The sequence below is a fragment of the Chryseobacterium subflavum genome, from assembly GCF_055762745.1.
The window spans coordinates 202,600-225,338 of record NZ_JBVTMR010000002.1 but is presented as its reverse complement, the minus strand read 5'-3'; the positions used below and the strand labels follow the sequence as shown (position 1 = coordinate 225,338).

The window sequence follows — 22,739 nt, the reverse complement described above, 5'->3', positions numbered from 1 at the left end:
AATAGATAAAGTTTGGAAATAATTTTAAAAATAAAAAAGAGGTAAAGCGAACTTTACCTCCTTTCCTAAATATGTTAATAATGAATGTTTAAAGTTTTCTAAACTCTTCTGCAGAAATTTCTCCGGTTTGGATTTTTCTTAACTCGTCCATATATTGGCTCATATAAGCGTCAATTTCAGGATTTCTTGAATTTTTCCCCATTTTATAGGTTCCGTTAAGGACTCCTTGATAGTAATAAAAGAAGTTATAGTCGAAATCAGCCGCAGATAAACTGTACTGTCCAAGCAGGAAGCCTAAACGAACAGCAGATCTTCTTTGAGGAGGAGTTCCGTGATGGTTATAACTTGAGGTCTGATAATCTCCGATGCTTTGTGCAAATTCATAGGCTGCTGCAATTTCAGAGAATTGAGTTTTGTTATACCCGTTCGGTCTTCTTAGATAATACCCTGCAAAACCATCGGCTTCAAGCTCATTAGGTCTTGCTGTAGATTCATTTACAGAAGGCAGGTTAAACGCATATTGTAGTTGGTGGCCGTATTCATGTGCCAGGATCATAGCATTCACGATATCTCCGCCTTTATTTTTTGCATCAGCGTAGATCGCATAACCATAATAGATTTTTCCTGTAGAGTAGGAAATAGCATTATAGGTGGAGTTGAAATTGGAAGGATCGTTTACAAATCGCAATGTTGGGTTACTTCTTCCCCACATACTGGCAATTTTTGTCATTTGCCCGTTCATGAAGTTGGTGTCGGCACTCGTTTGTAAGCCGGTTAAAAGGACTGCTGTAGAACTCCAGTTTTGATCAACATAAGAGCAGCTTCTCTGAAGGTCTCCGGGTTGTTCAATTTTAGCATTTTCAGTGGATGAATTTGGTAAGACGTTGTCTTCCATTTTGTCGTCGTTACATGCTGATAAAGATAATACAGCAATAGCTCCTGCTAAAAAGCAGAATTTAAAGTTTCTTTTCATAAAATATTTTTTTGGTGAAAACGAAGGTATAAATTATTTTTTAGATAATTAATATATAAATAGTTAAAATTATTCCTTCGTTGGTGAAAAAGTGTTTATAGTGAAAAATATTGTTTTGATTGTAAGCAGTTTATAAAATAATTTGTATATTTGCACCTCGAAATAACTAAAAATTTATAAACAATGTTTGCAATTGTAGAAATAGCAGGGCTTCAATACAAAGTTGAGCAAGACCAGAAGTTGTTTGTACACCGTTTAAAAGGAGATAAAGGAGGAAAAGTTTCTTTCGATAAAGTTCTTCTTACTGTAAACGGTACAATCACTGTAGGCGCCCCAGCTGTAAGCGGGATCACTGTAGAAGCGGAGATCTTAGACCATGTTAAAGCTGATAAAGTAATCGTTTTCAAAAAGAAAAGAAGAAAAGGTTATGAAGTGAAAAACGGTCATAGACAATCTTTAACTCAAATTCAAATTACAGGAATCACTGGATTTGAAGGAGGTGCAAAGAAAGCAGCTAAAAAAGAAACAGTAAAGGCTGAAGTTCTTTCAGACAACGCAACTGTTAACTTTGGTGAAGATCATGAGTTGAACTATCACTTAAAGAAACACAATTTGTCTCAGTCTAAAGAAAACAGAGAAACTTTAATTACTTTAGGAAAAGCTGTTAAAGTTGAATTAGAGAAAAAAGTTCTTACTCACGAAGAAGTAGATGCTGCTATCGTTAAGAACATTGATCAATTTAAAGCTCTTAATAAATAATAATAATCTACAAATAAAATGGCACACAAGAAAGGAGTCGGTAGTTCCAAAAACGGTAGAGAATCTCACTCTAAAAGATTAGGTGTAAAGATTTTCGGTGGACAAGAAGCTATTGCCGGTAATATTATTATCAGACAGAGAGGTACTCAACACCACCCAGGTGAAAACGTGGGGATGGGTAAAGACCATACTTTGTTTGCATTAGTAGACGGTAAAGTAGTTTTCAGAAAGAAAGCAAATAACAGATCTTTTGTATCTGTAGAACCAAACGCTTAATTTAAGCGTTCTATAAAATAAAAGCCTCAACATTGTTGAGGCTTTTTTATGTTTAAATGGTATGGAATTTTTTCAATATCCTAATTTTGTCTTGAAAATCCGGGAAAGCCTACATAAAAGGATCTTAAAAAAATGATGTTGCTGATCTTGAGCTGTAATGATCTCTTCTAGTGTTTCTGGCTGTTCTAAACCGGCTTAGCTGTAGTAGCCTATATTTTGCCTTTAATCTATTTTGATAACGGAATAATGCTCGATATTCTTGAATGTTTTTACTTGCTTATCAGATGGAAATTATTTGTCTTTCTAAAGTATTTTAAAAGCCTACCTGGAATCCTGCTTTTACGCCAAATGTAGAAATGTCAGGCCTGTTGAGGTAGTTGCCTCTCCAGTTGAAATCTACCCTGAAGATCCTCAGGTTTCCAAATCCAATATTTTCAATTCCGAAACCGTATTCATAATAAATATGATCACTAGGAGCAGAATACTTAAAACCTTCAACGTTAATCTTTTTAGATGCATCGCTCAGTGTTCCGTATGCACTTCTGATAAAAGCTATTTCTCTTAATTTGAGTTTCTTGATTAGTGGAATATAGGAAAGGATTTTACCATTGAAATGATGTTCCAGATGCAGCGTCGTATATGTATCTGCAACGAACTCATAATAATTAAGTTGTGCAAATGTATTTCCTACCAAACTATAAGATTGGTTTCCGGGAATTATATTTTGTAAGGCTAGCGGAACTGTATTGAAGTTTTTTCCTGCTTCAAAATTGATTAGTGTTTTTCCCCAGCTTCCGATTAATACCGGTTTGTAAAATAAGAATTGTAGTTTATTATAATTGAAATCAGCATTAAACAGGCCTTCCAGTCCTCTTGTGTACTTTAAAACAATAGTAGGAGCCAAGGTTCCATGTTCGTGTCTGTCAACTCCGGTTTGTGAAAATTTAGCACCAGGTCTTGCTATTAAGCTAAGGGTTACATGGGAATCATTAACGGTTTTTCTTAATTCTCCGTTTCTGTAATACATAAGGTTGAAGCCGTCAGGATTTGCTGATTTGATGCTTTGCATAGTTCCATCTACCCGTATTTGAAAGTTCTTCCATGGCTCAATAGAAGCAAATACATTAGTTTGATTCAGGGAGCTTAAAGAGGCATTATCTCCCCTTGCGAAGACTGTAGACGAGGCAAATGTACGAGACATGATTCCGTCATCAGTTGTTAGCTGAACACCGAGCTGCATAACATCTCTTCTGGTGCCAGCTCCAATCATAAACCGGTTGACTTTATTAAACATATATTTTGCTTCAACACCATATTTGAACTGCTGATCTTTAAATCCATATGCTGTATAAAACTGGATTCTCCAAGGATCGTTCATGGAAAAATAACTTCTCGCTCCCAGTCTTATTCTGTCTCCCTCTACTTCGTTTACTCCATAAACTGAAAAAATGGGACCCAAATCTATTCCCTTTGTTATGTTGTAGTATCCTGATCCAAGGGTTTCATATAACTTTACAATCCGGTTGAATTTCGGGACCTTCTGAAGCTTATCAAGCATATCATAGACTCCCTGTTCAGATTTGGATAGCGTATCAGGTCTCGCTTTAGCCCAGTAAGCATCATCCTTATCTACAAATTTATTGTCATACTCTTCCTCCTTTCGGGTGAAAACCGATGGAGCAAGTGGCTTGTTAAATTCATATTCCGAATAGTCTACAGTTCTTTTAGCGATGATACTTTTAGATGTTTTCTTTTTTGAGAAAGGGGTCAGCTCTACTACGGTTACAAATTTTCTAGGCAGGAAAGTATTTTCGTCGGGGTTGTCGTATTCCAGCTCTGTGGAAATCCCATTGACGAAATTTACATTCATTTTTTGTGTTGATTTTAACGTCGCTCCTAAAACTGCATAAGTGTCGGTATCAATATAAAGATAGCCCTGAAATGCTAAAATTTCTGTTCTTTTAGGCTGATACCTGATTTTATAAGCATTCTCACCATGTATAGCAATCGTATCGATCAGATTATAGTCATACGTACTAAAACCATCAGTTCCTACAGGACTTGGAAAACCAATATCAAAATAATTCAGGGTATTGTCATAGATATTGATGTCCCTGTAGAGATTTTTTGCCGTTAAAGTTACAATTTGATTATCCTGAAAACCAGATGTTTTTTGAGCTATTAAAAGCTTTTTGGTTTTCTTGCCGGGCTTATTTTCTCCGTAATTTTCATAAATTGATTCATTCAGGAAGATGGGCAGAGCCATTTTTCCACTTGCCGTTGAGTCGGCATAATCAAAGATGAAATCCAGCTTGTTGAAGATCTTTCTCTTCATAAAGGCGCTGTCCAGATTATTAGCGTCAAACTGTATTTTTTCGTATTCCTTATAAGTGTAGGTATCGAATTTACTTAGACCATTATTTCTTTTTCTTTTCCATACTTCCTGCATAATGGCATAAGCGGGATTTTCCTTCTTGTTTTTATATTTTGTTTTCTCGTTATGGATCACAACTTCTTCAATGTTTTCCACCTTTTCTTTGGAAAGCTTTACGAAGATATTATTGGCATTATCTGGGGTAACATCTATACTTTGTAAGGCATAGCTTTTTCTTAAGAATTTTAATTTGTAAATAATACTGTCTGATTGAACGCTGAAGGCTCCCGTAGTTGTTGTTAAAAAAGGTTGATTACTATCATTGATAAATACATCCACCCCGGTAACTTCTTTATTGGTTTTGGCATCAACAATTTTGCCACTTGCAGCATTTTGTGCGCATACAATACCGGAAAATAAAAGAAAAAGGTAGAGATAGTGGTATTTAGAGTTATTAATTAACATTAGGTATTTCTTCAAGCATTTAGCATAAACAAAAAGTATGCTGTTTATTTAAAACGGATAAGATTTAAAAAAATTTCGTGTGTATTTACAAAAATGCAAATGTAACAAAAATAACAGGACCAATTTGATTAATTATGACCTATGATTTTAAAAGACAATAGGATAGGACAGAATTTATTCCGAATGAAAAATAAAAAAGACTTACATTTCTGTAAGTCTTTTTTGCTCCTCCTGCTGGGCTCGAACCAGCGACCCTCTGATTAACAGTCAGATGCTCTAACCAACTGAGCTAAGGAGGAATTTTCCTTTGTTTTAAGTGGTGCAAATATAATATGAATATTTATATCAGGCAAGTTTTACGTTCAATTATCAATGATTTTAAAGTAAATAGGTTGAATTTCAATAAGAAATATTTTGCTTGTCATCTTATTAAATGGAGTAATCCTCAAATAAATAACGGAAATACAATTCCGGGGATTCTAAAAAACTTTTTGTTAACTGATAATGCTCCGTTTCTTTATAATCAATCTGTTTAATTTTATCATCCAGTAAATAGACTTCAGCTTCCGGATAGCTCATCAAAATAGGTGAATGGCTGGAAATAATGAATTGGGCTTTTCCAGCTTTTTCCAGCTTGTGAATAATTGACAATAGGGAAAGTTGTCTTTGCGGAGAAAGAGCGGCTTCCGGCTCATCAAGGATATAAATGCCTTTCTGAAAATGGTTATGAAATAATGATAAAAAAGCTTCGCCATGGGATTGCTGATGAAGAGATTTTCCCCCGTAAGCATCTAAAACACTTCTGTCTTCTTCGGCTACTTCATCAATATATGTTGCGAAATTAAAAAAGCTTTCTGCCCTCATAAAAAAGCCTTGTGCTGTTTTGGTATCCCATGAAAGTTTAAGGTGTTCTGCCAGTTCGGATTCCGTTTTATGAAAATTATAATTATGATTTCTATTTCCTCCCGAAACATTGAAATCGCATTTTTCGGCAATAGCTTCTAGCAAAGTTGATTTTCCAATCCCATTTTCACCAACAAAGAAAGTGACATTGCTTCGAAGTCTAAGATTTAATCCACTACTCAAAAAAGGAAGGTTGAAGGGAAAATCCTTCGGATGGTCTTCGTTTAAATAAATCCTGGATAAATAAGGCATTTGTCTGTTTTTAGTTGATATTAAGCAAAATACATGCAAAAAACAAGACCTACATTTCTGTAAGTCTTGTTTTTTTATTTCTTTAAATCTTTAAGGATTTCCTGTACCGCTCTTTCCAGTTGCGGGTCATGATCTTGCTGTCGGTCTATGAATGTGTTTTTAATATAGATGTCCGGTTTTACACCTGTTTTTTCCAGGTTCTGGCCATCCAGAGTATACGTTCCCCATGCAGGAAGCCTATAATAAGAGCCATCTACAAGACTTTTTCCGGAAGTGAAGATAATCCATCGATAGGTGTCCTGGCCAATGATTTTTCCTAATTTCAGAGCCTTGAAACCGGCAGCGGTCATTTCGGCATCACTCAGCGAAGCTTCGTTGATCAAAAGAACAATAGGCTTTCCGGAAGGTGCGAAATTGGGCTGTGTGGTCATTTTTCCTTCCCGGTATTTCCATTGTAAATAAGGTTTTTGAGAAAGGAAATTTAATACTTTATCATGAACGTTTCCGCCCGTATTATAGCGTAAATCGAGAATAACAGCTTCTTTTTGAATTTCCTGCTCCACCATATCCAGAAGGAAGCGGTCCAGTTCATCAGTAGTCATATTTTTCATATATGAATAGGCAATGCGGCTGTTGCTCATCTGATTTACGCGTTGCCGATTATTGAATATCCAGTCGTCATACAAAAGTCCTTTTAATTCTGTATTTGAAATTGGATGTACCTTGGTGGTTATTTCCTTGCCATTGCGTGTGAAAGTAAGAATAATTTCTTCCTGCTTTTTAGGACTTGTAAAATAAGATTCACGATTTTCGTGTACGTCAATATTTTTTCCATTTACAGCAATCAATTGATCTCCTGGTTTAATGTCAACCCCGGAACGGAAAGCGGGTGATTTTCTTACAATACCTTCTACACTATAAGGCTGGTCCTTTTTAAAGATAATCCCTGTTTCATTGGTAAAATAATTCAGATATCTGGTTTCTTCCTTTCCTGTTGAAGAAAATCCCGTATGTGAAGAATTGAGTTCTCCCAACAGGTCATTCAATAAAATTCGCAGATCATTTCTGTTATTGATATACGGAAGATATTTAGCATACTGCTCCTTTTTTGCTTTCCAGTTGATGCCATGGAATTTTTCATCATAGAAATTTTCTTCAACCCCAGTCCATGTTTCATCATACATCTGGGTAAATTCAGAAGCGAGATTTTTGTTAAAAGTATACTGGATATTTATCTTTTCTGGCTTTAATGTTGCTATGGCCATTTTATAAATGTTACCCTCTATTAATGTAAAAAAAGACTTGTCATTTTTGATGATATAGCTGGCTTCTTTATCGAAAACCTTTTCTGATTTAGCGGTTTCAAAATCCGTGAAAACCTTTTTGAAAAGTTGTTTCTTTCCATTATCCTGATTGGAATTAAAGAATAAAATTTCCTTTTTGTCGTCCATGAAAACGGTAGGATCTTCCTGGTATCCATACCTGTCTGTAACCAGCTCAATCCTTTCCAAAGTGTTTTCAGGATTAATTTTCAATTCTTTTACAACAATTTCTTTTTCTTCCTTTTTTTCTTTGTCTTCTTCTTTTTTATCCTTGTTTTCCTTTGTCGTTTCAGGTTTCTTTACCTCCTCAGTAAATAGCTTATCGAATCTTTCAGATTTGTAAGGCTCATCAAACCAATCCAGCGCCATTCTGTAAATATTAGATTTCTGCATACCTAGCGGATAAGAAGGGTTCGTTCGGTCACTTGTAAAATAAATATACTTACCATTGGGTGACCAAAAAGGATCTTCCTCTGAAACGCCGGTGTTGGTAAGATTTATGATTTTGCCTTTTCCGATATGATAAACAAAGATGTCCAGTTCAAAATTTCTTTTTGCAGAGAACAGTACATATTCGTTATTGGGAGAAAAAGAAGGTTTTGAATTTTGAAAAGCCCAGATTTCATCTTTTACGATAGTTGTAGAGTGTAAACTCTTTAAGTCCATTAATCTTACTTCATCACGACCACTTAAATACACTGCTTTTGAAAGGTCGTTATTCAGGGTTATATTGCGGTTGTTACGCAAATCAGCAGTTAATTGTTTTACCTGGCCTTTTCCGTCTGCAGCAATACTAAACCAGTTTTGATATCCCTGGTAAGTCTGGTTAAAAAGTAATGTGCGATTGTCCTTCAGCCATTTTACTTCCATTACACGTTCCTTTCCGTCAGATATCTGTTGTGTAAACTTTCCTTCAATATCAGAAACAAAAAGAACACCACGGCTCACAAAAGCTATTTTCTTACCATCTGATGAAATATCATAATAAGAAATATTATTTTCTATATTAAAATTTTGTTCTTTCTCCAGTGTTTTATTTGTGTTAAGGCTTATATTAAGAGCTTTTATATCTTTTGTAGCTACGTCATAGGTGTAAAGCTGATAATCTTTTTCAAATATTACTTTGGATCCGTTAGCTGAAACAAATGGCTTTTTAATAGAGGTTTCAAATTGTGTTAAAGGTGCCTTTTTGCCATTTTTAAGTTCATAAAGATTATATTCATTGTTATTTTCATCAGAAATAAAATAAATAGTCCCATTTTTATCTACGCTCGGATTAAAATCTTTTCCTGCATAGTTCGTATATTGTTTAAAGGAATTGTTCTTGGGATTATAACCTAAAATATCAGGATTGTTTTCTCCTTTATAGTGTTTGCGATGTACCTGATTGGCGCTTTCTGATGAACTTGTGAAAAGATATTCACCCGCAGGAGTTTCTGCCAGGCCGTTTGTATTATTAAAGTAATTGTTGAAAAGCTTTTGTGGTGTTTTGCCTTCAATAGTAGTTTTAAAACTTCCAAAGTTATTATTCCTGTTTGAGGTAAAATAAATAGTTTTACTGTCCCATCCCCAGTTTTCTATTTCATCTTTTCCTGTGTGAAATGTTAACTGTTTAATGCTTCCTCCTTCAGCAGGCATCACATACACGTCATAATTTCCGTATTGATTGGAACTGAATGCAAGCCATTTTCCGTCTGGAGAAATGCGTGGATTAATTTCCTCTCCCTCCAGGGCTGTGATTCTGGAAGCGTTTCCGCCATTGGAGTCCACTTTCCAGATGTCTCCATCATAAGCAAAATAAGCGGTTTTCCCATCCGGGCTTAATGAAGGACTTGATAAAAAATAAGATTTTTCCTGTGCTGAAACTTGAATGCTAGCAAAGGCTGCTAATAACGAAATAAAGATTCTTTTCATGAGATAATTAGATATTCCTGGGGATATGTTGTCATACTTTGCTCTGCAAAATATTTCCTCTTATAATTATTTAATAAGTTGCAAATATCTAATTTTTTAAGAATATCAGGATCTTTTGCATTATTAAATGTGATATGCAAAAAAAAGACTTACAGAAATGTAAGTCTTTTTGCTCCTCCTGCTGGGCTCGAACCAGCGACCCTCTGATTAACAGTCAGATGCTCTAACCAACTGAGCTAAGGAGGAATGTCCCTTTGTTTTTAAGTGGTGCAAATATAGGACGAATATTTATACCAGGCAAATTTTTCTTTTGAAAATTTAAAAAATATTATAATTTTCCTGTGAATATTTTAAAGATATCGCTTCCGAAAATCAGTAACATTAAGCCTAACAGAAAGATAACACCAATCATTTGTGCATTTTCCAATACTTTTTGAGGAACTGGTTTTCCGAAAATAATTTCATACAATGTAAATAAAACGTGTCCCCCATCTAATCCTGGAATAGGAATAAGATTCAGGAAAGCCAGCCAGATCGAAAACATTGCTGTAAAGCTCCAGAATGCAGGCCAGTTAATCGCAAAGCTACCATCTGCTGCCTTATTTACGGGCATAGATTTTACAATTGCAATAGGTCCACCTACATTTTTGTATCCTTGAATTTTAGAGTTGAACATAATTTTGAACTGCTTTACCTGCATGGTTAAAGCTTCAATGGTTCTTTCAAAACCTCTTGGAATAGATTCTCCGAAAGAGTATTTTTTGTCAGTAACTACACTTGCAAGACTTTTTTGGTCAACAGCAATTCCTAATTTACCATTTTTATCTACTGGTGCGGAGATAGTTTGCTTTTCAGTACCACGATTAACCTCAATGCTTACTGTTTTTCCTTTATTTTCAGCTAATGTAGAACTTACCTCGTCGAAGAAAGGAGTTGGTTTACCATTGATGGCTACAATTCTATCGCCTTTCGCCAACCCTGATGCTTTTGAAGAAGGAGTCGCTAAAGAATCAATGATCATGGGAATTCTGGGAGTGATATAAAGCTTTGCTTCTCTTTGTCTGATAACATCAGCTACACCATCTTCATTCACTTTGAATGTAATTTCCTTACCCCCTCTAAGAACAGTAACATGATCACTAAAAAGTATATTAATAGCTGAATTTTCCAATCTTTCTGCTGGTTTTCCATCGATAGAGACAATTTTATCACCATTTTGGAATCCCATTTTTTTACCGGCATCTGTTACGCCGATACCATTGTCAAATTTTGTAAGATCTGTATACATTTCTCCATTAAAAAGAGAAAGACAGCTATAAATTAACCACGCAAGGAAAAAGTTTACCGTAACTCCTCCCAACATAATGATAAGTCTCTGCCAAGCCGGTTTTGCACGGAATTCCCATGGTTGTGCCGGTTGTTTTAATTGTTCGGTATCCATGCTTTCATCCACCATTCCGGCGATTTTCACGTAGCCTCCAAAAGGAAGCCATCCGATACCGTATTCTGTTTCACCGATTTTTTTCTTTGCGATAGAAAACCAAGGATCGAAAAATAAATAAAACTTTTCTACTTTGGTTTTGAACCATTTGGCGGGCAAAAAATGCCCCAGTTCATGAAGAACGACTAAGATAGAAATGCTTAATATGAATTGAAAAATTTTAATTGCTAATTCCATTAATAAATTTTAGATTTTAATTTGCAAAGGTAACAATTATCAAAACTATGCCAAATAAAAAAGCTCCTCATATAGAGAAGCTTTGTCATATATTAAGACTGTTTTTACAAATTAAGGGAAACCCCCAGGCTGCCATTGTTTCCAACTTCTGCAAATACACCGATTCTCTCAGTGAAAAAGTAACGGGCACCGATATGGGCGCCGATTCCAAAATCTTTTCCGAGAACCCCAAGATCAACTCCGGGATAAATGTCCAGCTTTTCAGGGAGCTGTAATGCTTCTTTTAAATGAAAATTAAGCCTTCCAAAGATGAAGACCTTGTTGTCATTGTCATTATTTTTATATCCGCTAAAGTAGCCGTTCAGCCCGGCACCAACTGATATAAGTTTATTGAGCCCGTAATCATAAGTCCCTGTAATTCCTGTTCCATATCCCCATGCACTGAATCCCAATTGCACTTTCTGATCACCCTTTCCTGTCCATGCCTGGGCATTTACGGCAGTTCCAAAGAAGAAGACCGCTAAAATAAAAACCAATTTCTTCATAAATATTACACTTTAGTTCTATTAATTAAGAATAATCAGCTACAAAAATAGAACCGAAACCGATTAAAAATCCTATTTTTATACAAGATTTTGAACGACTTTTATGAAAATTAAAGGATTAAATTTAGATATTATCTGGAAAGATAAGGAAAGTAACTTTCGTTTAATAGAAGAGGAATTAAATAATCAGGATGCTGATATTTTTCTTTTACCCGAAATGTTCTCAACAGGTTTTTGTATGGATGCTTCTGAGGTTTCAGACCGTAATGAGGAAGCTTTAAGTTTCTTACACAAGATGTCAAAAGAGAAAGGATCCGCTTTTTGTGGAAGTGCTCCTGTAGAACAAGATGGGAAATTTTACAACAGGTTGTATTTCGTAAAGCCTGATTCGTCAGTTGTTTTTTATGATAAAAGACATTTGTTCTCTTTCTCTGGAGAGGATAAGGTGTATACCCCAGGAAAAGAAAGGGTTATTGTTGAATATAAAGGATTCCGCATTTTGCTTCAGGTTTGCTACGATCTTCGTTTTCCTGTTTTTGCAAGAAATAATGATGATTATGATGCAATCTTTTATGTAGCCAATTGGCCGGAGAAGCGAGTGGGAGCCTGGGAGCACTTGCTGAAAGCCAGGGCTATTGAAAATTTATCATACGTTTTTGGATTGAACAGGATAGGAACCGATGGAAATAATTTATTCTATCAGGAAAGCTCACATTGTTTTTTTGCTGATGGAAGAGACATTGCCCAAAAAGAAAAGAATATTGTGTCTGCAGAATTGAATATGAATGAGCTTTTGGATTTCAGAAAGCATTTCCAGTTTTTGAATGACCGGGATCAATTTTCAATTCAGATGTAATTATCGAAATAAAAAAGCTGTGAAATTTCACAGCTTTATTCATATTGTTTCAGCAATTGGGTTAAAGTATTGACGTCATGTACGCCACTTTCTTTCCACAAAAGTTCTCCGTGTTTAAATATAGCCAAAGTAGGGACACCACGAACTCCATATTGTGAAGCAATAGCCGGATACTGGTCTACGTCTACTTTAATAATTCTTGCTCCTTCACCTACATTTTCTTTAACTGTTGTGAGTACTGACGACTGAACCTTACACGGTTGGCACCAGGTCGCAAAAAAGTCAATTAAAACAGGTCTTTCGGAATTAATTAATTCTTTAAATTTTTCTGACATGATTTTTGGTGTTTTTATTATTTGGGGCTATCAGCCTCTTTCTGGATTGCCTTTACATTTTTCCAGCTTGTCCCGTCATAGGCTTCCACTCCGTTTTTCTTTAAAATCTCTACTGCCTGGTCCGCCTGGATTCCTTTGTTGCAAAAAACCACTACTTTTTTGCCTTTTAAGGACTCAATATTATTTTGAATCTCAGCAAGCGGGATGTTGATTGCATCTTTTGCTGTTCCTTCCTTATACTGCTCCGGAATTCTAACGTCTACCAAAGTAACATCACTACTGTTTACTATTTGTTTAATATCAGCTGGGGCATTATTCTTCGATACACTTGAATTTTTACATGCACTTAACGTTACAGATACAGCAAAAATAAATCCGCAAACCTTATTTCTCATTCGTTAATTTACAATGTTTTCGACTGGCAGACAAAATCCGAAGTGGGTAGTTTTTCCGTTTTTTTAATTCCGTTAAAACCTCCTTCGATTTCAGTGAAATTTCTGATCCCGTGTGAGTTAAGAATGCTTGCGGCAATCATGCTTCTATATCCTCCTGCGCAATGAAGGAAGAAATGTTCCGAGTCATCAATTGAACTGATCCAGTCGCTGATGGAGTCTAATGGCTTATTAAATGCGTTATCAATATGTTCAGCTGCATACTCAGTCAGTTTTCTGACATCAATAACCGTAGACTGATCATTGAATTCTTCTACAAATTCTGAAGGAGAAATCCTTTTAATCTCATCAGTTTCTTTATTGGCATTCTGCCATGATTGAAAACCTCCATTCAAATACCCTAAAACGTTATCAAATCCAACTCTGCTTAACCGGGTAATCACTTCTTCTTCGGTTCCTTTATCTGAAACCAATAACAGTGGATGTTTTACGTCTACGATCAATGTTCCTACCCAAGGAGCAAAATCTCCTTTCAGTCCGATATTAATAGAATTAGGAATAAAGCCTTTATGGAAATCGGCAGCGCTTCTGGTATCTAAAATAAGTGCTCCGGAGTCTTCAGCGATGATCTCAAAATCTTCTACAGAAATTGGATTAAGACCTTTATCCATTACGGTATCTATGCTTTCATAACCCCCTTTATTCAAAGCTACATTCATTCCGAAATATTTCGGTGGGGCAGTAAGGCCGTCCAAAACTTCTTTTATAAAAGATTCTTTATCGGGTTGGTTTAAAGCGTAGTTGGTTCGTTTTTGGTTCCCAAGGGTGTCAACTGTTTCTTTCTGCATGTTTTTTCCACAGGCAGAACCTGCTCCATGTGCAGGATAAACAGTGATGGTATCTGCTAAAGGTATAATCTTGCTATGAAGACTCTCATATAATATTCCCGCAAGGTCCTCCTGCGTGAGATTAGTTGCTTTTTGAGCGAGATCCGGACGGCCAACATCTCCTAAAAATAAAGTATCACCCGTGAAAATTGCTGTTTCAACATCATTTTCATCTATTAAAAGATAGGTGGTGCTTTCCATGGTATGGCCCGGAGTATGCAGAACCTTTATTTTTACTTTTCCAATTTCAAAGATTTGATAATCTTCAGCAATTGTTGCTTCAAATTCCGGCTTAGCAGTAGGTCCGTAAATAATAGGAGCACCAGTCTTTTTACTTAAATCCAGGTGTCCGGAAACAAAATCGGCATGGAAATGTGTTTCAAAAATATATTTTAAAGTTACATGGTCTTTCTCAAGACGGTCCAGATATGGTTTTACCTCTCTTAGAGGATCTATAATTGCAGCTTCGTTTTCTGAGACAATATAATAGGCTCCCTGAGCTAGACAGCCCGTATATATTTGTTCAACTTTCATTTGCTTAGTTTTAAATTAAATTTCAGTTAAAGATACAAAGTATTAGATGAATTGTAAACGAAATGTTAAATCTGAATGATAGTTTCTTTCAATTTAAATGGTTTTGCCCGGTTTTAGGAATCGAAAGTTATTTATTTTCAACAAGAAAGGGCAGATTATTAAAATACTAAATTGGTAGACTGTTTTTTGTCATGCTTAAAAAACAAAAATAATTACGTACAGGAAATGGGTCTGTTTAAAAGAAATACGAAATAATTAATCAGAGAACTTCGCAAGAATACAAGTTTGTTGACTTAATATTTTGTAAAAAATTTTATATTTATAAGTTAAAAAAAATCAAATGGCAGATAAAAAACAATTTATTGATGAATTAAGTGCTAGATATACTCCGAAAGGAGATCATATTATATTAGGAAAAGGTATGCTTGATGGGGAGGTAGTTACCGAAGTGAATGTAACCATTCCATTAAAAACAATCAACAGGCATGGTCTTATTGCGGGAGCCACCGGAACAGGAAAAACCAAAACTCTTCAGGTATTTGCGGAACAGTTATCACATGCTGGGATTCCATCTTTAGTTTTAGATATTAAAGGAGATTTCTCAGGAATTGCAGAAGCAGGTGAAATGAATCCCATTATAGAAGAAAGATATGCAAAAACCCAGCTTCCATACAATCCACAAGCCTTTCCTGTTGAATTAATGAGTATTTCCGGTGGTAAGGGTGTGAAATTGAGAGCTACTGTCACAGAATTCGGTCCGGTTTTATTGAGCAAGATTTTACAGTTGAATGATACCCAGCAGAGTATTATGTCAATTGTTTTTAAATATTGTGATGATAAAGGACTTCCTTTAATCGACCTAAATGACCTGAAAAAAGTCCTGCAATATGTGACTGATAATGCAGAAGGTAAAGCAGAATTATCTTCCAATTACGGATCAATAGCATCTGCTTCTTTGGGAACTATTCTAAGATCAATAGTCGCTTTAGAACAACAGGGAGCAACTGATTTCTTCGGTGAGCTGAGCTTTGATGTTCAGGATTTACTTGAGACAAGGGATGGAAAAGGAGTTGTAAATATCTTAAGGGTTGCCGATATACAAAATAAACCACAGCTGTTTTCAACATTTATGCTTTCTCTCTTTGCGGAAATTTATATGACATTTCCTGAAGAAGGAGATAGCGGAAAACCTAAATTAGTTTTATTTATTGATGAAGCGCATTTAATTTTTAATGAAGCTTCTAAGGCATTGCTTTCACAAATTGAAACAATGGTTAAATTAATCCGTTCAAAAGGGGTAGGTATTTATTTTATTACACAGATTCCCGGAGATGTTCCTGAGAATGTTCTTTCTCAGTTAGGATTAAAAATTCAACATGCTTTGAGAGGATTTACTGCAAAAGATAAAAAAGAGATTTCAAAAGCAGTGGAAAACTATCCTACAACAGAATTTTATAATGCTTCTAATCTGATTCAGAATCTTGGAATTGGAGAAGCTTTTGTAACGGCGTTGGATGAAAAAGGAATTCCTACTCCTCTGGTTCAGACTTACCTGATTTCTCCGGAATCGAGAATGGATGTCTTGAATGATGCTGAGGTTTCGGAATTAACAGGAAATTCTGCTTTGGTTGCTAAATATGAAGAAGCGATAGATAAAGAATCGGCTTATGAGATATTAACGGCAAGAATGGAGCAGGCGGCACAGAATCCGGCTCCTACACAAAGAGCAAAGCCGGTAAAGGAAGAGCCAGGGATGTTTGAACAGGTATTACAGAGCAAAGCAGGAAGAACTTTTACCACCACATTGATGCGTGAAGGGGCAAAAGCAGTTTTGGGAATGTTTGGTCTGGGAGGAAGAAGGAGATAATAAAAACATTAGTGCAATTCTTATCTAATAACCATGAAAAATGTATCATCTTTTTATTGTATCGGATTAGCTTCGGTTAATCTCGTAATGGATACCATTCATAACCACTTTGGAATATTTGATATAATTTTTGTTATTTTAGCGGGATTGCCTTTACTGCTCAATAAAAAATGGATGTATGAATTGTTTGGAGGCACTATGGGCCTTATCAGTTTATATATTATTTTTGCCATTTTTGTGTCCATGGTTAAAGACGGTCAAAATGCGATGATGCAGCCTCTTTGGAAGTATGGCATGGGTTATGTGCTTAGTTTTTTAACGCTAATTTTCGGACTTTTAATGACAAAAATTATTAAAATCCGCAACAGAAGAAATATTATAACATCAGGTTAAATGTATTCAATTATAGATATAGAAAGTAATGGTGCAGGTTATAGACATGAATGCATTATAGATATTGCCATTTATCGGTATGACGGGCAGAAAATTGTTGACCAGTTCATTTCTTTGGTGAATCCGGAAAGTGATATTACTCCGTTTGTACAAAAGCTGACAGGGATTACTCCTAAAATGGTTAAAACGGCTCCGAAATTTCATGAAATTGCAAAAAGAGTCATTGAAATTACCCAAAATACTACTTTGGTCGGGCACAATATTGATTTTGATTACAGAATGCTTCGGCAATCTTTTAAAAGTCTTGGTTACGATTTTAAAATCAATACTTTAGATACTATTCCGTTAGCTAAAAAGCTCATTCCTGATGAAGCAAGCTATTCGCTGGGTAAGCTCGTAAAATCTCTTGGAATTCCTTTAACCAATCATCACAGGGCAGACGGAGACGCGAGGGCTACTTTGGAGTTGTTCAGGCTGCTGGTTTCAAAGGATACTGAGAATGAGATTATACAAAAACATCACGATGAATCCAATGCCAAGACTTATATCAACAAAATCAAGCTGTTAACGCAGGATTTACCTAATGAAAGAGGGTTTGTGTATTTTCAGAATGCAGCTGGAAAAATCATTCTTTCAGAGTATGTTCAGGATATCAATAAGTTTTCAAAAAAAGTATTTAATTCGAAATCCAAAAAATGGGAAACGATACAGAATGAGGTAGAACAGATTAGTTTCGAACTTACTGGAAATGATATTATTGCCAGATTGATACTCAATTCAAAAAATATCAAGAGGAGAGAAATTTTACCTTTTGGCCTTTATCACAGAAACGATAAATATATTGTTGAGAAAAATAAACTGAACAAAGAAGATAAACCTATTCTGAAGTTCAGGTCTTTTACACAAGGATCAAAAGCAATCCAGTTTATTGGCGGCCAGAGAGAATATGATGATATCAGTATTTTTAAAAGAAAGATTGATTTTAAAAACCGTAATGAGCTATGGCTTGGCTCGGGAAGGAAATTGGGTGAGAAATTATTTTTAATTATTGAAAATGGTAAAGTTGTTTCATACGGTTTTTATGAACTGTTTACACAGATTCAGACTCTGAGCAGGCTCTCCAAGCTGAAAATCGACCTGCCTTTACCTGCTTCTGACCTGATTAATGATTTACAGTTAGCACTGCTTCGCGGTGATTTTGAGACACTCCCGTTGCCTAAATGATAAAAAGGAAGGTGGAGGCTTTTCAAATCAATTTGAATAGAATAAAAAAATAAATAGTATTTTTGCAAAAATAAAAATAAGCAATGCAATATTTTAAGCAAATTAAAACTGGAAAAAAGGGGGCTATAAAGTTCTCTAAGGTTTGGAATATTTAAAAGAGTTGTCTTGCATAAAAAATAGTTAATGTGGCGGACTCTTGAGGAAAGAATCTGCTTTTTTTTATGTTAAAATGAAATTATGAATTCAAAAGAATTATTAAAGATTGCCAATGAGTTTGGCACCCCGGTGTATGTTTATGATGCTGAATCTATCAAAACTCAATATGAAAAACTTACATCTTCTTTTTTAAAACACACAAAGTTCTTTTATGCCGCAAAGGCATTGACTAACATCAACATTCTAAAGTATGTCAAGAACCTGGGTGCTTCTTTGGATTGTGTTTCTATTAACGAAGTAAAGCTTGGTTTAAAGGCAGGATTTACTAAAGAAAAAATATTGTTTACCCCAAATTGTGTGGATCTTGCTGAAATTGAAGAAGCTATGCAATATGGAGTGCACATTAATATTGATAATATCTCTATTCTTGAGCAATTTGGAAATAAATACGGAGATACTTATCCGATTCTCGTAAGAATCAATCCTCATATTTTTGCTGGAGGAAATTATAAAATATCCACAGGTCATATCGATAGCAAGTTCGGTATTTCTATTCACCAGGTTCGTCATATCGAAAGGGTAATGAAGAGTACCAACCTTAATGTTGAAGGTCTTCACATGCATACAGGAAGTGAGATCAAAGATCCGGATGTTTTTTTACAGGCATTGGATATTATGTTAGAGCTTTCTGAGCATTTTCCTAATTTGAAATACCTTGATATGGGAAGCGGTTTCAAAATTCCTTATCAGGAAAGTGAGATGGAGACAGACGTGAAAACACTGGGTAAAAAAGTTGAGAAAGTAATTGCCGATTTTTCTAAAAATACAGGTAAAAAATTTGAATTATGGTTTGAGCCCGGAAAATTCCTTGTTGGGAAAAGTGGGTATCTTTTGGTAAAAGCTAATGTTATCAAGCAAACTACAGCGACGGTTTTTGTGGGGGTTAATTCAGGATTCAATCACCTGATCCGTCCTATGTTTTATGATTCTTACCATACTATTGAGAATTTATCGAACCAAAAAGGTCCTGAAAGGATTTATACTGTGGTTGGAAATATCTGTGAAACGGACACATTTGCCTGGGATAGAAAATTAAATGAAGTAAAAGAAGGAGATATTCTGGCCTTCCATACTGCAGGAGCCTATGGTTTTGAAATGAGTTCGAACTTCAACTCCAGACTGAAGCCAGCAGAAGTACTTTTCTTAGATGGAAAGGCTCATCTTATTCGTAAGAGAGACGAGTTTGAAGATCTTTTGAGAAATCAGATTGAAGTAATTTAAATTAAAATATGATAAGCTCCGCAAGAAATTGCGGAGCTTTTTTTTAGATGTTAATTAAGGTAAATTAACAGACTATACCGATGGGGTTCCTAAAATAAATCATTAAATTTGATAGGGATATAGATTTTCAAACCCGAAAAATCTCAATCATCTATTTCCCTTTTTCTTTATTTCCAAAAATAATAAGTACCAAAAAATATTAATTATGGCAAAAAATATAGCAGAACAAATTGTTGAAATGCTTGAGAACGCAAATGTGAAAAGAATTTATGCAGTAACAGGTGATAGTCTTAATCATTTAAATATAGCGGTTAAAAAGAGCAGCATTGAATGGATTCATGTGAGACATGAAGAAGTTGGAGCATATGCCGCCGCCGCAGAAGCGGAACTTGATGGTTTTGCCGTTTGTGCCGGAAGCTGTGGCCCCGGACATGTACATCTTATTAATGGCGTTTACGAGGCGCACCGGTCCCATGTACCTATGTTGGTAATTGCATCTACGATTCCGAGTGAGGAAATGGGGATGGATTATTTTCAGGAAACGAATACGATAAAGTTATTTGACGATTGCAGTTATTACAATCAGATGATTACCAGACCTGAACAGGTTCAAAGAACAGTGCAGACCGCGATTCAGCATGCTATTTCCAAAAAAGGAGTTGCCGTAATCGGCCTTCCGGGAGATGTTTCTGAACTGGATGCAGAAGAGGCGACAACTTCCGCTCAGATATTTAGAACGAATCCGGTTATTCGTCCATCGGACGAGGAATTAAATAACCTGGCTAAACTTATTAACGAAAGCGAAAAGGTGACCATCTATTGTGGGATTGGAGCTGAAAAGGCGAATGCTGAAGTTATAGGATTATCACAATATTTAAAAGCTCCTGTAGGCTATTCTTTCAGAGGAAAAATGGCGATTCAGCCTAATAATCCTAATGAAGTAGGACTCACGGGGCTGCTTGGTTTTCCTTCTGCTTATCATGCGATGCATGATGCGGATCTGGTTCTTCTTTTGGGAACAGATTTTCCTTATGAGAAGTTTATGCCTGTCAAAAATAAGATTGTCCAAGTCGATGAAAGCCCTGAAAGATTAGGGCGAAGAGCTAAACTGGAATTGGGTCTTGCAGGAGATGTAAAAGAGACTATTAAAGCATTAATGCCCCTTTTAAAAGAAAAAACAGATGTTCATTTTCTGAATCAGCAACTTGAGTTTTATGAAAAAGTAAAAGAAAATCAACTTACTTATGTAAAAGATTCAGGAAAAGAAGATGCCATACAACCGGAATACGTTGCGCATACTTTAGACAGGATTGCGAAAAATGATGCAATTTTTACGGTGGATACCGGGATGTGCTGTGTTTGGGGAGCAAGATTTATAACGGGTACAGGAGAGCGTAAAATGCTGGGCTCTTTTAACCATGGATCCATGGCAAATGCGATGCCGATGGCTATCGGAGCATCATTAGCATACCCGGGCAGACAGGTGATTGCCATGTGCGGAGATGGCGGACTGTCGATGTTACTGGGAGATATGGCTACAATTTTCCAATATAAGCTTCCGGTTAAGCTGATCGTTTTTAATAACAGGGCTTTGGGCATGGTAAAGCTGGAAATGGAAGTAGGAGGGATGCCGGATAACGAAACGGATATGATCAATCCTGATTTTGCAATGGTTGCGCAGGCAATGGGCTATCCTGGAAAAAATGTTCATAAACCGGAAGAAGTTGAGAGTGCTATTGAAGAATGTCTGAACTATAACGGACCTTATCTTTTAAATATCTTTACGAATCCTAATGCCCTGGCATTGCCGCCAAAAATAGATTTTGATCAGGTTGTAGGAATGACCAAGTCTATGGCTCAGCTGATGTTGGGTGGTAAAATGGAAGAAGTTCTTGAAACCGTAAAGAGTAATTATAAGCACATTAAAGGATTATTGTAATGGATAATTCTTTAAAGAAACTGTATGTTGTTGCTTGGATATTTGGACTTATATTTTATTTTTTAGACTATGTGATCAGATCTGCTCCGGCAGTAATGATTCCACAGCTGATCAATAATTTCAATACAACGGAATTGAAGCTGATCAGCATGGTAGGCACCTATTACTATACTTATTCCACCTGTAGTCTGATTGCCGGAATCGCTCTAGATAAATTCGGAGGAAAAAAATCCCTTTTTACCGGAGCGTTGATATTAGGGATAGGATGTTTATTGTTCCTGTTGTCTTCTCAAATTGCCGGAATTTCAGGAAGATTACTGCAGGGAGCAGGTTGTGCTTTTGCCTTTCCTGGATGTGTTTATCTTGCAAGTAAGGGGTTTTCGTCAAAATCATTGGCAACGGCAATCGGAGTTACCCAATGCGTAGGAATGTTGGGTGGAACTGCCGGACAGTTTGTGGTAGGGCCCTGGGTGGAAGAAGGAGTGAATATTGATAGCTTTTGGTTATGGTCGGGAATTATAACAGTGATTACAGCATTAGGATTATTCTTTGTTATTCCTAAAGAAAAAAGATCTGAACAATCATCGGGAGTGTCAAAGCCGGTAGGTTATTTAGAACCGTATAAAATCGTGTTTACAAATCCCCAATCCTGGTTATGTGGAGTGATTTCAGGATTGCTATTTGCACCGACAACCATATTTGCCATGACCTGGGCAGTAGCATTTTTCCAAAAAGATAAAGGGTTTATTTTTCATGAAGCCGCTATCACAAGTGCTATGGTTGCCTTTGGATGGGTTTTTGGATGTCCTCTTTTGGGATTTATAACCGATAGGCTAGGAAAAAGAAAGCCTGTACTTGTTGGCGGAGCCGCTTTGATGATCTTAAGTTTGCTTCAATTAATTTACTTACCGGACCTGTACTCGGCAAAAGTGAGTATGTTTATTTTTGGATTAGGTTCAGGAGCGGCAATGATTCCTTATTCTGTCATTAAAGAGGCTAATCCTGATTATGTTAAAGGAAGTGCTACGGGAGCTATTAATTTTATTACGTTTGGAGTAACTACCTTATTAAGTCCCCTATTTAGCCGATGGTTTGGGAAGAATTTAGGTATAGCACCGGGAGAAGAACATTTTCATAATTCTGTGTTGTTTTGGATAGGTGGAATTGTTCTGGCAATTTTTATTTCAGTATTGCTTAAAGAAACCGGAAGTAAGGCTAAAGAAAATCTTGTGATGCAATAATAAAACGTTTGTGTTAATTTTATTTAGATTTATAAATCTGGTCATATGAAGGATTTGGTTTTATTTTTATCGCTTTTAATATCTGTTTTTTTATTTGGGCAACAGGATGTTGAAGATCGGGATGATTCTTTTATTACGGAAACCAATAAAAATATTTTAAAAATTGATATTAA

Annotated in this window: 18 protein-coding genes and 2 tRNA genes; 9 read left to right on the top strand and 11 right to left on the bottom strand. The window is 35.9% G+C overall.

Features of this window, described 5'->3' with window-relative positions:
* Positions 1-88: 88 nt before the first annotated feature.
* Complete coding sequence (locus tag AC0INN_RS10280; RefSeq protein ID WP_172281430.1) at positions 89-973, bottom strand: neutral zinc metallopeptidase; 885 nt, start codon at positions 971-973, stop codon at positions 89-91.
* A gap of 183 nt (positions 974-1,156) precedes the next feature.
* Between AC0INN_RS10280 and rplU the strand changes: the two genes are divergently transcribed.
* Positions 1,157-1,732, top strand: coding sequence for a 50S ribosomal protein L21 (gene rplU, locus AC0INN_RS10275; RefSeq protein WP_273650157.1), 576 nt, complete (start codon positions 1,157-1,159; stop codon positions 1,730-1,732).
* An 18-nt stretch (positions 1,733-1,750) separates the two neighbouring features.
* Positions 1,751-2,008, top strand: a complete 258-nt coding sequence (rpmA, locus tag AC0INN_RS10270; RefSeq protein ID WP_007842221.1) for a 50S ribosomal protein L27 — start codon at positions 1,751-1,753, stop codon at positions 2,006-2,008.
* Positions 2,009-2,321: 313 nt separating this feature from the next.
* On the opposite strand, the gene AC0INN_RS10265 is transcribed toward rpmA, so the two are convergent.
* The 7 genes from AC0INN_RS10265 to AC0INN_RS10235 all read right to left on the bottom strand — a co-directional run bounded on the left by AC0INN_RS10265 (position 2,322) and on the right by AC0INN_RS10235 (position 11,461).
* Positions 2,322-4,847 carry a DUF5686 family protein gene (locus tag AC0INN_RS10265; protein WP_172281426.1) on the bottom strand — a complete coding sequence of 842 codons (2,526 nt, stop codon included), beginning with the start codon at positions 4,845-4,847 and terminating at the stop codon, positions 2,322-2,324.
* 225 nt (positions 4,848-5,072) lie between these two features.
* Positions 5,073-5,146: transfer RNA gene (locus AC0INN_RS10260), tRNA-Asn, on the bottom strand.
* A 130-nt stretch (positions 5,147-5,276) separates the two neighbouring features.
* Complete coding sequence (locus tag AC0INN_RS10255; protein ID WP_273650150.1) at positions 5,277-6,002, bottom strand: AAA family ATPase; 726 nt, start codon at positions 6,000-6,002, stop codon at positions 5,277-5,279.
* 74 nt (positions 6,003-6,076) lie between these two features.
* Positions 6,077-9,238, bottom strand: coding sequence for a S41 family peptidase (locus AC0INN_RS10250; RefSeq protein ID WP_273650147.1), 3,162 nt, complete (start codon positions 9,236-9,238; stop codon positions 6,077-6,079).
* A 172-nt stretch (positions 9,239-9,410) separates the two neighbouring features.
* Positions 9,411-9,484: transfer RNA gene (locus AC0INN_RS10245), tRNA-Asn, on the bottom strand.
* Positions 9,485-9,566: 82 nt separating this feature from the next.
* Positions 9,567-10,916 carry an RIP metalloprotease RseP gene (rseP, locus tag AC0INN_RS10240; protein ID WP_273650145.1) on the bottom strand — a complete coding sequence of 450 codons (1,350 nt, stop codon included), beginning with the start codon at positions 10,914-10,916 and terminating at the stop codon, positions 9,567-9,569.
* A 104-nt stretch (positions 10,917-11,020) separates the two neighbouring features.
* The gene (locus AC0INN_RS10235) at positions 11,021-11,461 is read right to left on the bottom strand and encodes a DUF6646 family protein (protein WP_172281420.1); all 441 of its coding nucleotides are present in this window, start codon (positions 11,459-11,461) and stop codon (positions 11,021-11,023) included.
* 103 nt (positions 11,462-11,564) lie between these two features.
* Between AC0INN_RS10235 and AC0INN_RS10230 the strand changes: the two genes are divergently transcribed.
* Complete coding sequence (locus tag AC0INN_RS10230; protein ID WP_273650143.1) at positions 11,565-12,317, top strand: nitrilase-related carbon-nitrogen hydrolase; 753 nt, start codon at positions 11,565-11,567, stop codon at positions 12,315-12,317.
* 35 nt (positions 12,318-12,352) lie between these two features.
* Here the strand turns inward: AC0INN_RS10230 and AC0INN_RS10225 are convergent, their stop codons facing one another.
* The 3 genes from AC0INN_RS10225 to AC0INN_RS10215 are packed head-to-tail and all read right to left on the bottom strand — an operon-like array spanning position 12,353 to position 14,465.
* Positions 12,353-12,652: a thioredoxin family protein gene (locus AC0INN_RS10225; protein ID WP_172281416.1), complete on the bottom strand. Its 300-nt coding sequence runs from the start codon at positions 12,650-12,652 to the stop codon at positions 12,353-12,355.
* A gap of 17 nt (positions 12,653-12,669) precedes the next feature.
* A complete protein-coding gene (locus AC0INN_RS10220) occupies positions 12,670-13,047 on the bottom strand; it encodes a rhodanese-like domain-containing protein (protein WP_273650142.1) in 378 nt (125 codons plus the stop codon).
* Between the two features lie 8 nt (positions 13,048-13,055).
* Positions 13,056-14,465 (bottom strand): MBL fold metallo-hydrolase, encoded by a 1,410-nt coding sequence (locus AC0INN_RS10215; protein ID WP_273650141.1) that lies wholly within the window; start codon positions 14,463-14,465, stop codon positions 13,056-13,058.
* Positions 14,466-14,805: 340 nt separating this feature from the next.
* Here AC0INN_RS10215 and AC0INN_RS10210 point away from each other — a divergent pair, with 340 nt between their 5' ends.
* From AC0INN_RS10210 to AC0INN_RS10185, 6 genes are all read left to right on the top strand, one after another.
* Positions 14,806-16,332, top strand: a complete 1,527-nt coding sequence (locus AC0INN_RS10210; RefSeq protein ID WP_273650139.1) for a helicase HerA-like domain-containing protein — start codon at positions 14,806-14,808, stop codon at positions 16,330-16,332.
* A 33-nt stretch (positions 16,333-16,365) separates the two neighbouring features.
* Positions 16,366-16,725, top strand: coding sequence for a hypothetical protein (locus AC0INN_RS10205; protein WP_306613063.1), 360 nt, complete (start codon positions 16,366-16,368; stop codon positions 16,723-16,725).
* Positions 16,726-17,949 (top strand): 3'-5' exonuclease, encoded by a 1,224-nt coding sequence (locus tag AC0INN_RS10200; RefSeq protein WP_273650136.1) that lies wholly within the window; start codon positions 16,726-16,728, stop codon positions 17,947-17,949. It abuts the gene before it with no gap.
* A 237-nt stretch (positions 17,950-18,186) separates the two neighbouring features.
* Positions 18,187-19,386 (top strand): diaminopimelate decarboxylase, encoded by a 1,200-nt coding sequence (lysA, locus tag AC0INN_RS10195; protein ID WP_172281404.1) that lies wholly within the window; start codon positions 18,187-18,189, stop codon positions 19,384-19,386.
* Between the two features lie 205 nt (positions 19,387-19,591).
* On the top strand, positions 19,592-21,325 hold the full coding sequence (locus AC0INN_RS10190) for a thiamine pyrophosphate-dependent enzyme (protein WP_273650133.1): 1,734 nt from the start codon (positions 19,592-19,594) through the stop codon (positions 21,323-21,325).
* Complete coding sequence (locus AC0INN_RS10185) at positions 21,325-22,566, top strand: MFS transporter (RefSeq protein WP_273650131.1); 1,242 nt, start codon at positions 21,325-21,327, stop codon at positions 22,564-22,566. Before AC0INN_RS10190 ends, AC0INN_RS10185 begins: the two co-directional genes overlap by 1 nt.
* Positions 22,567-22,739: the final 173 nt, after the last annotated feature.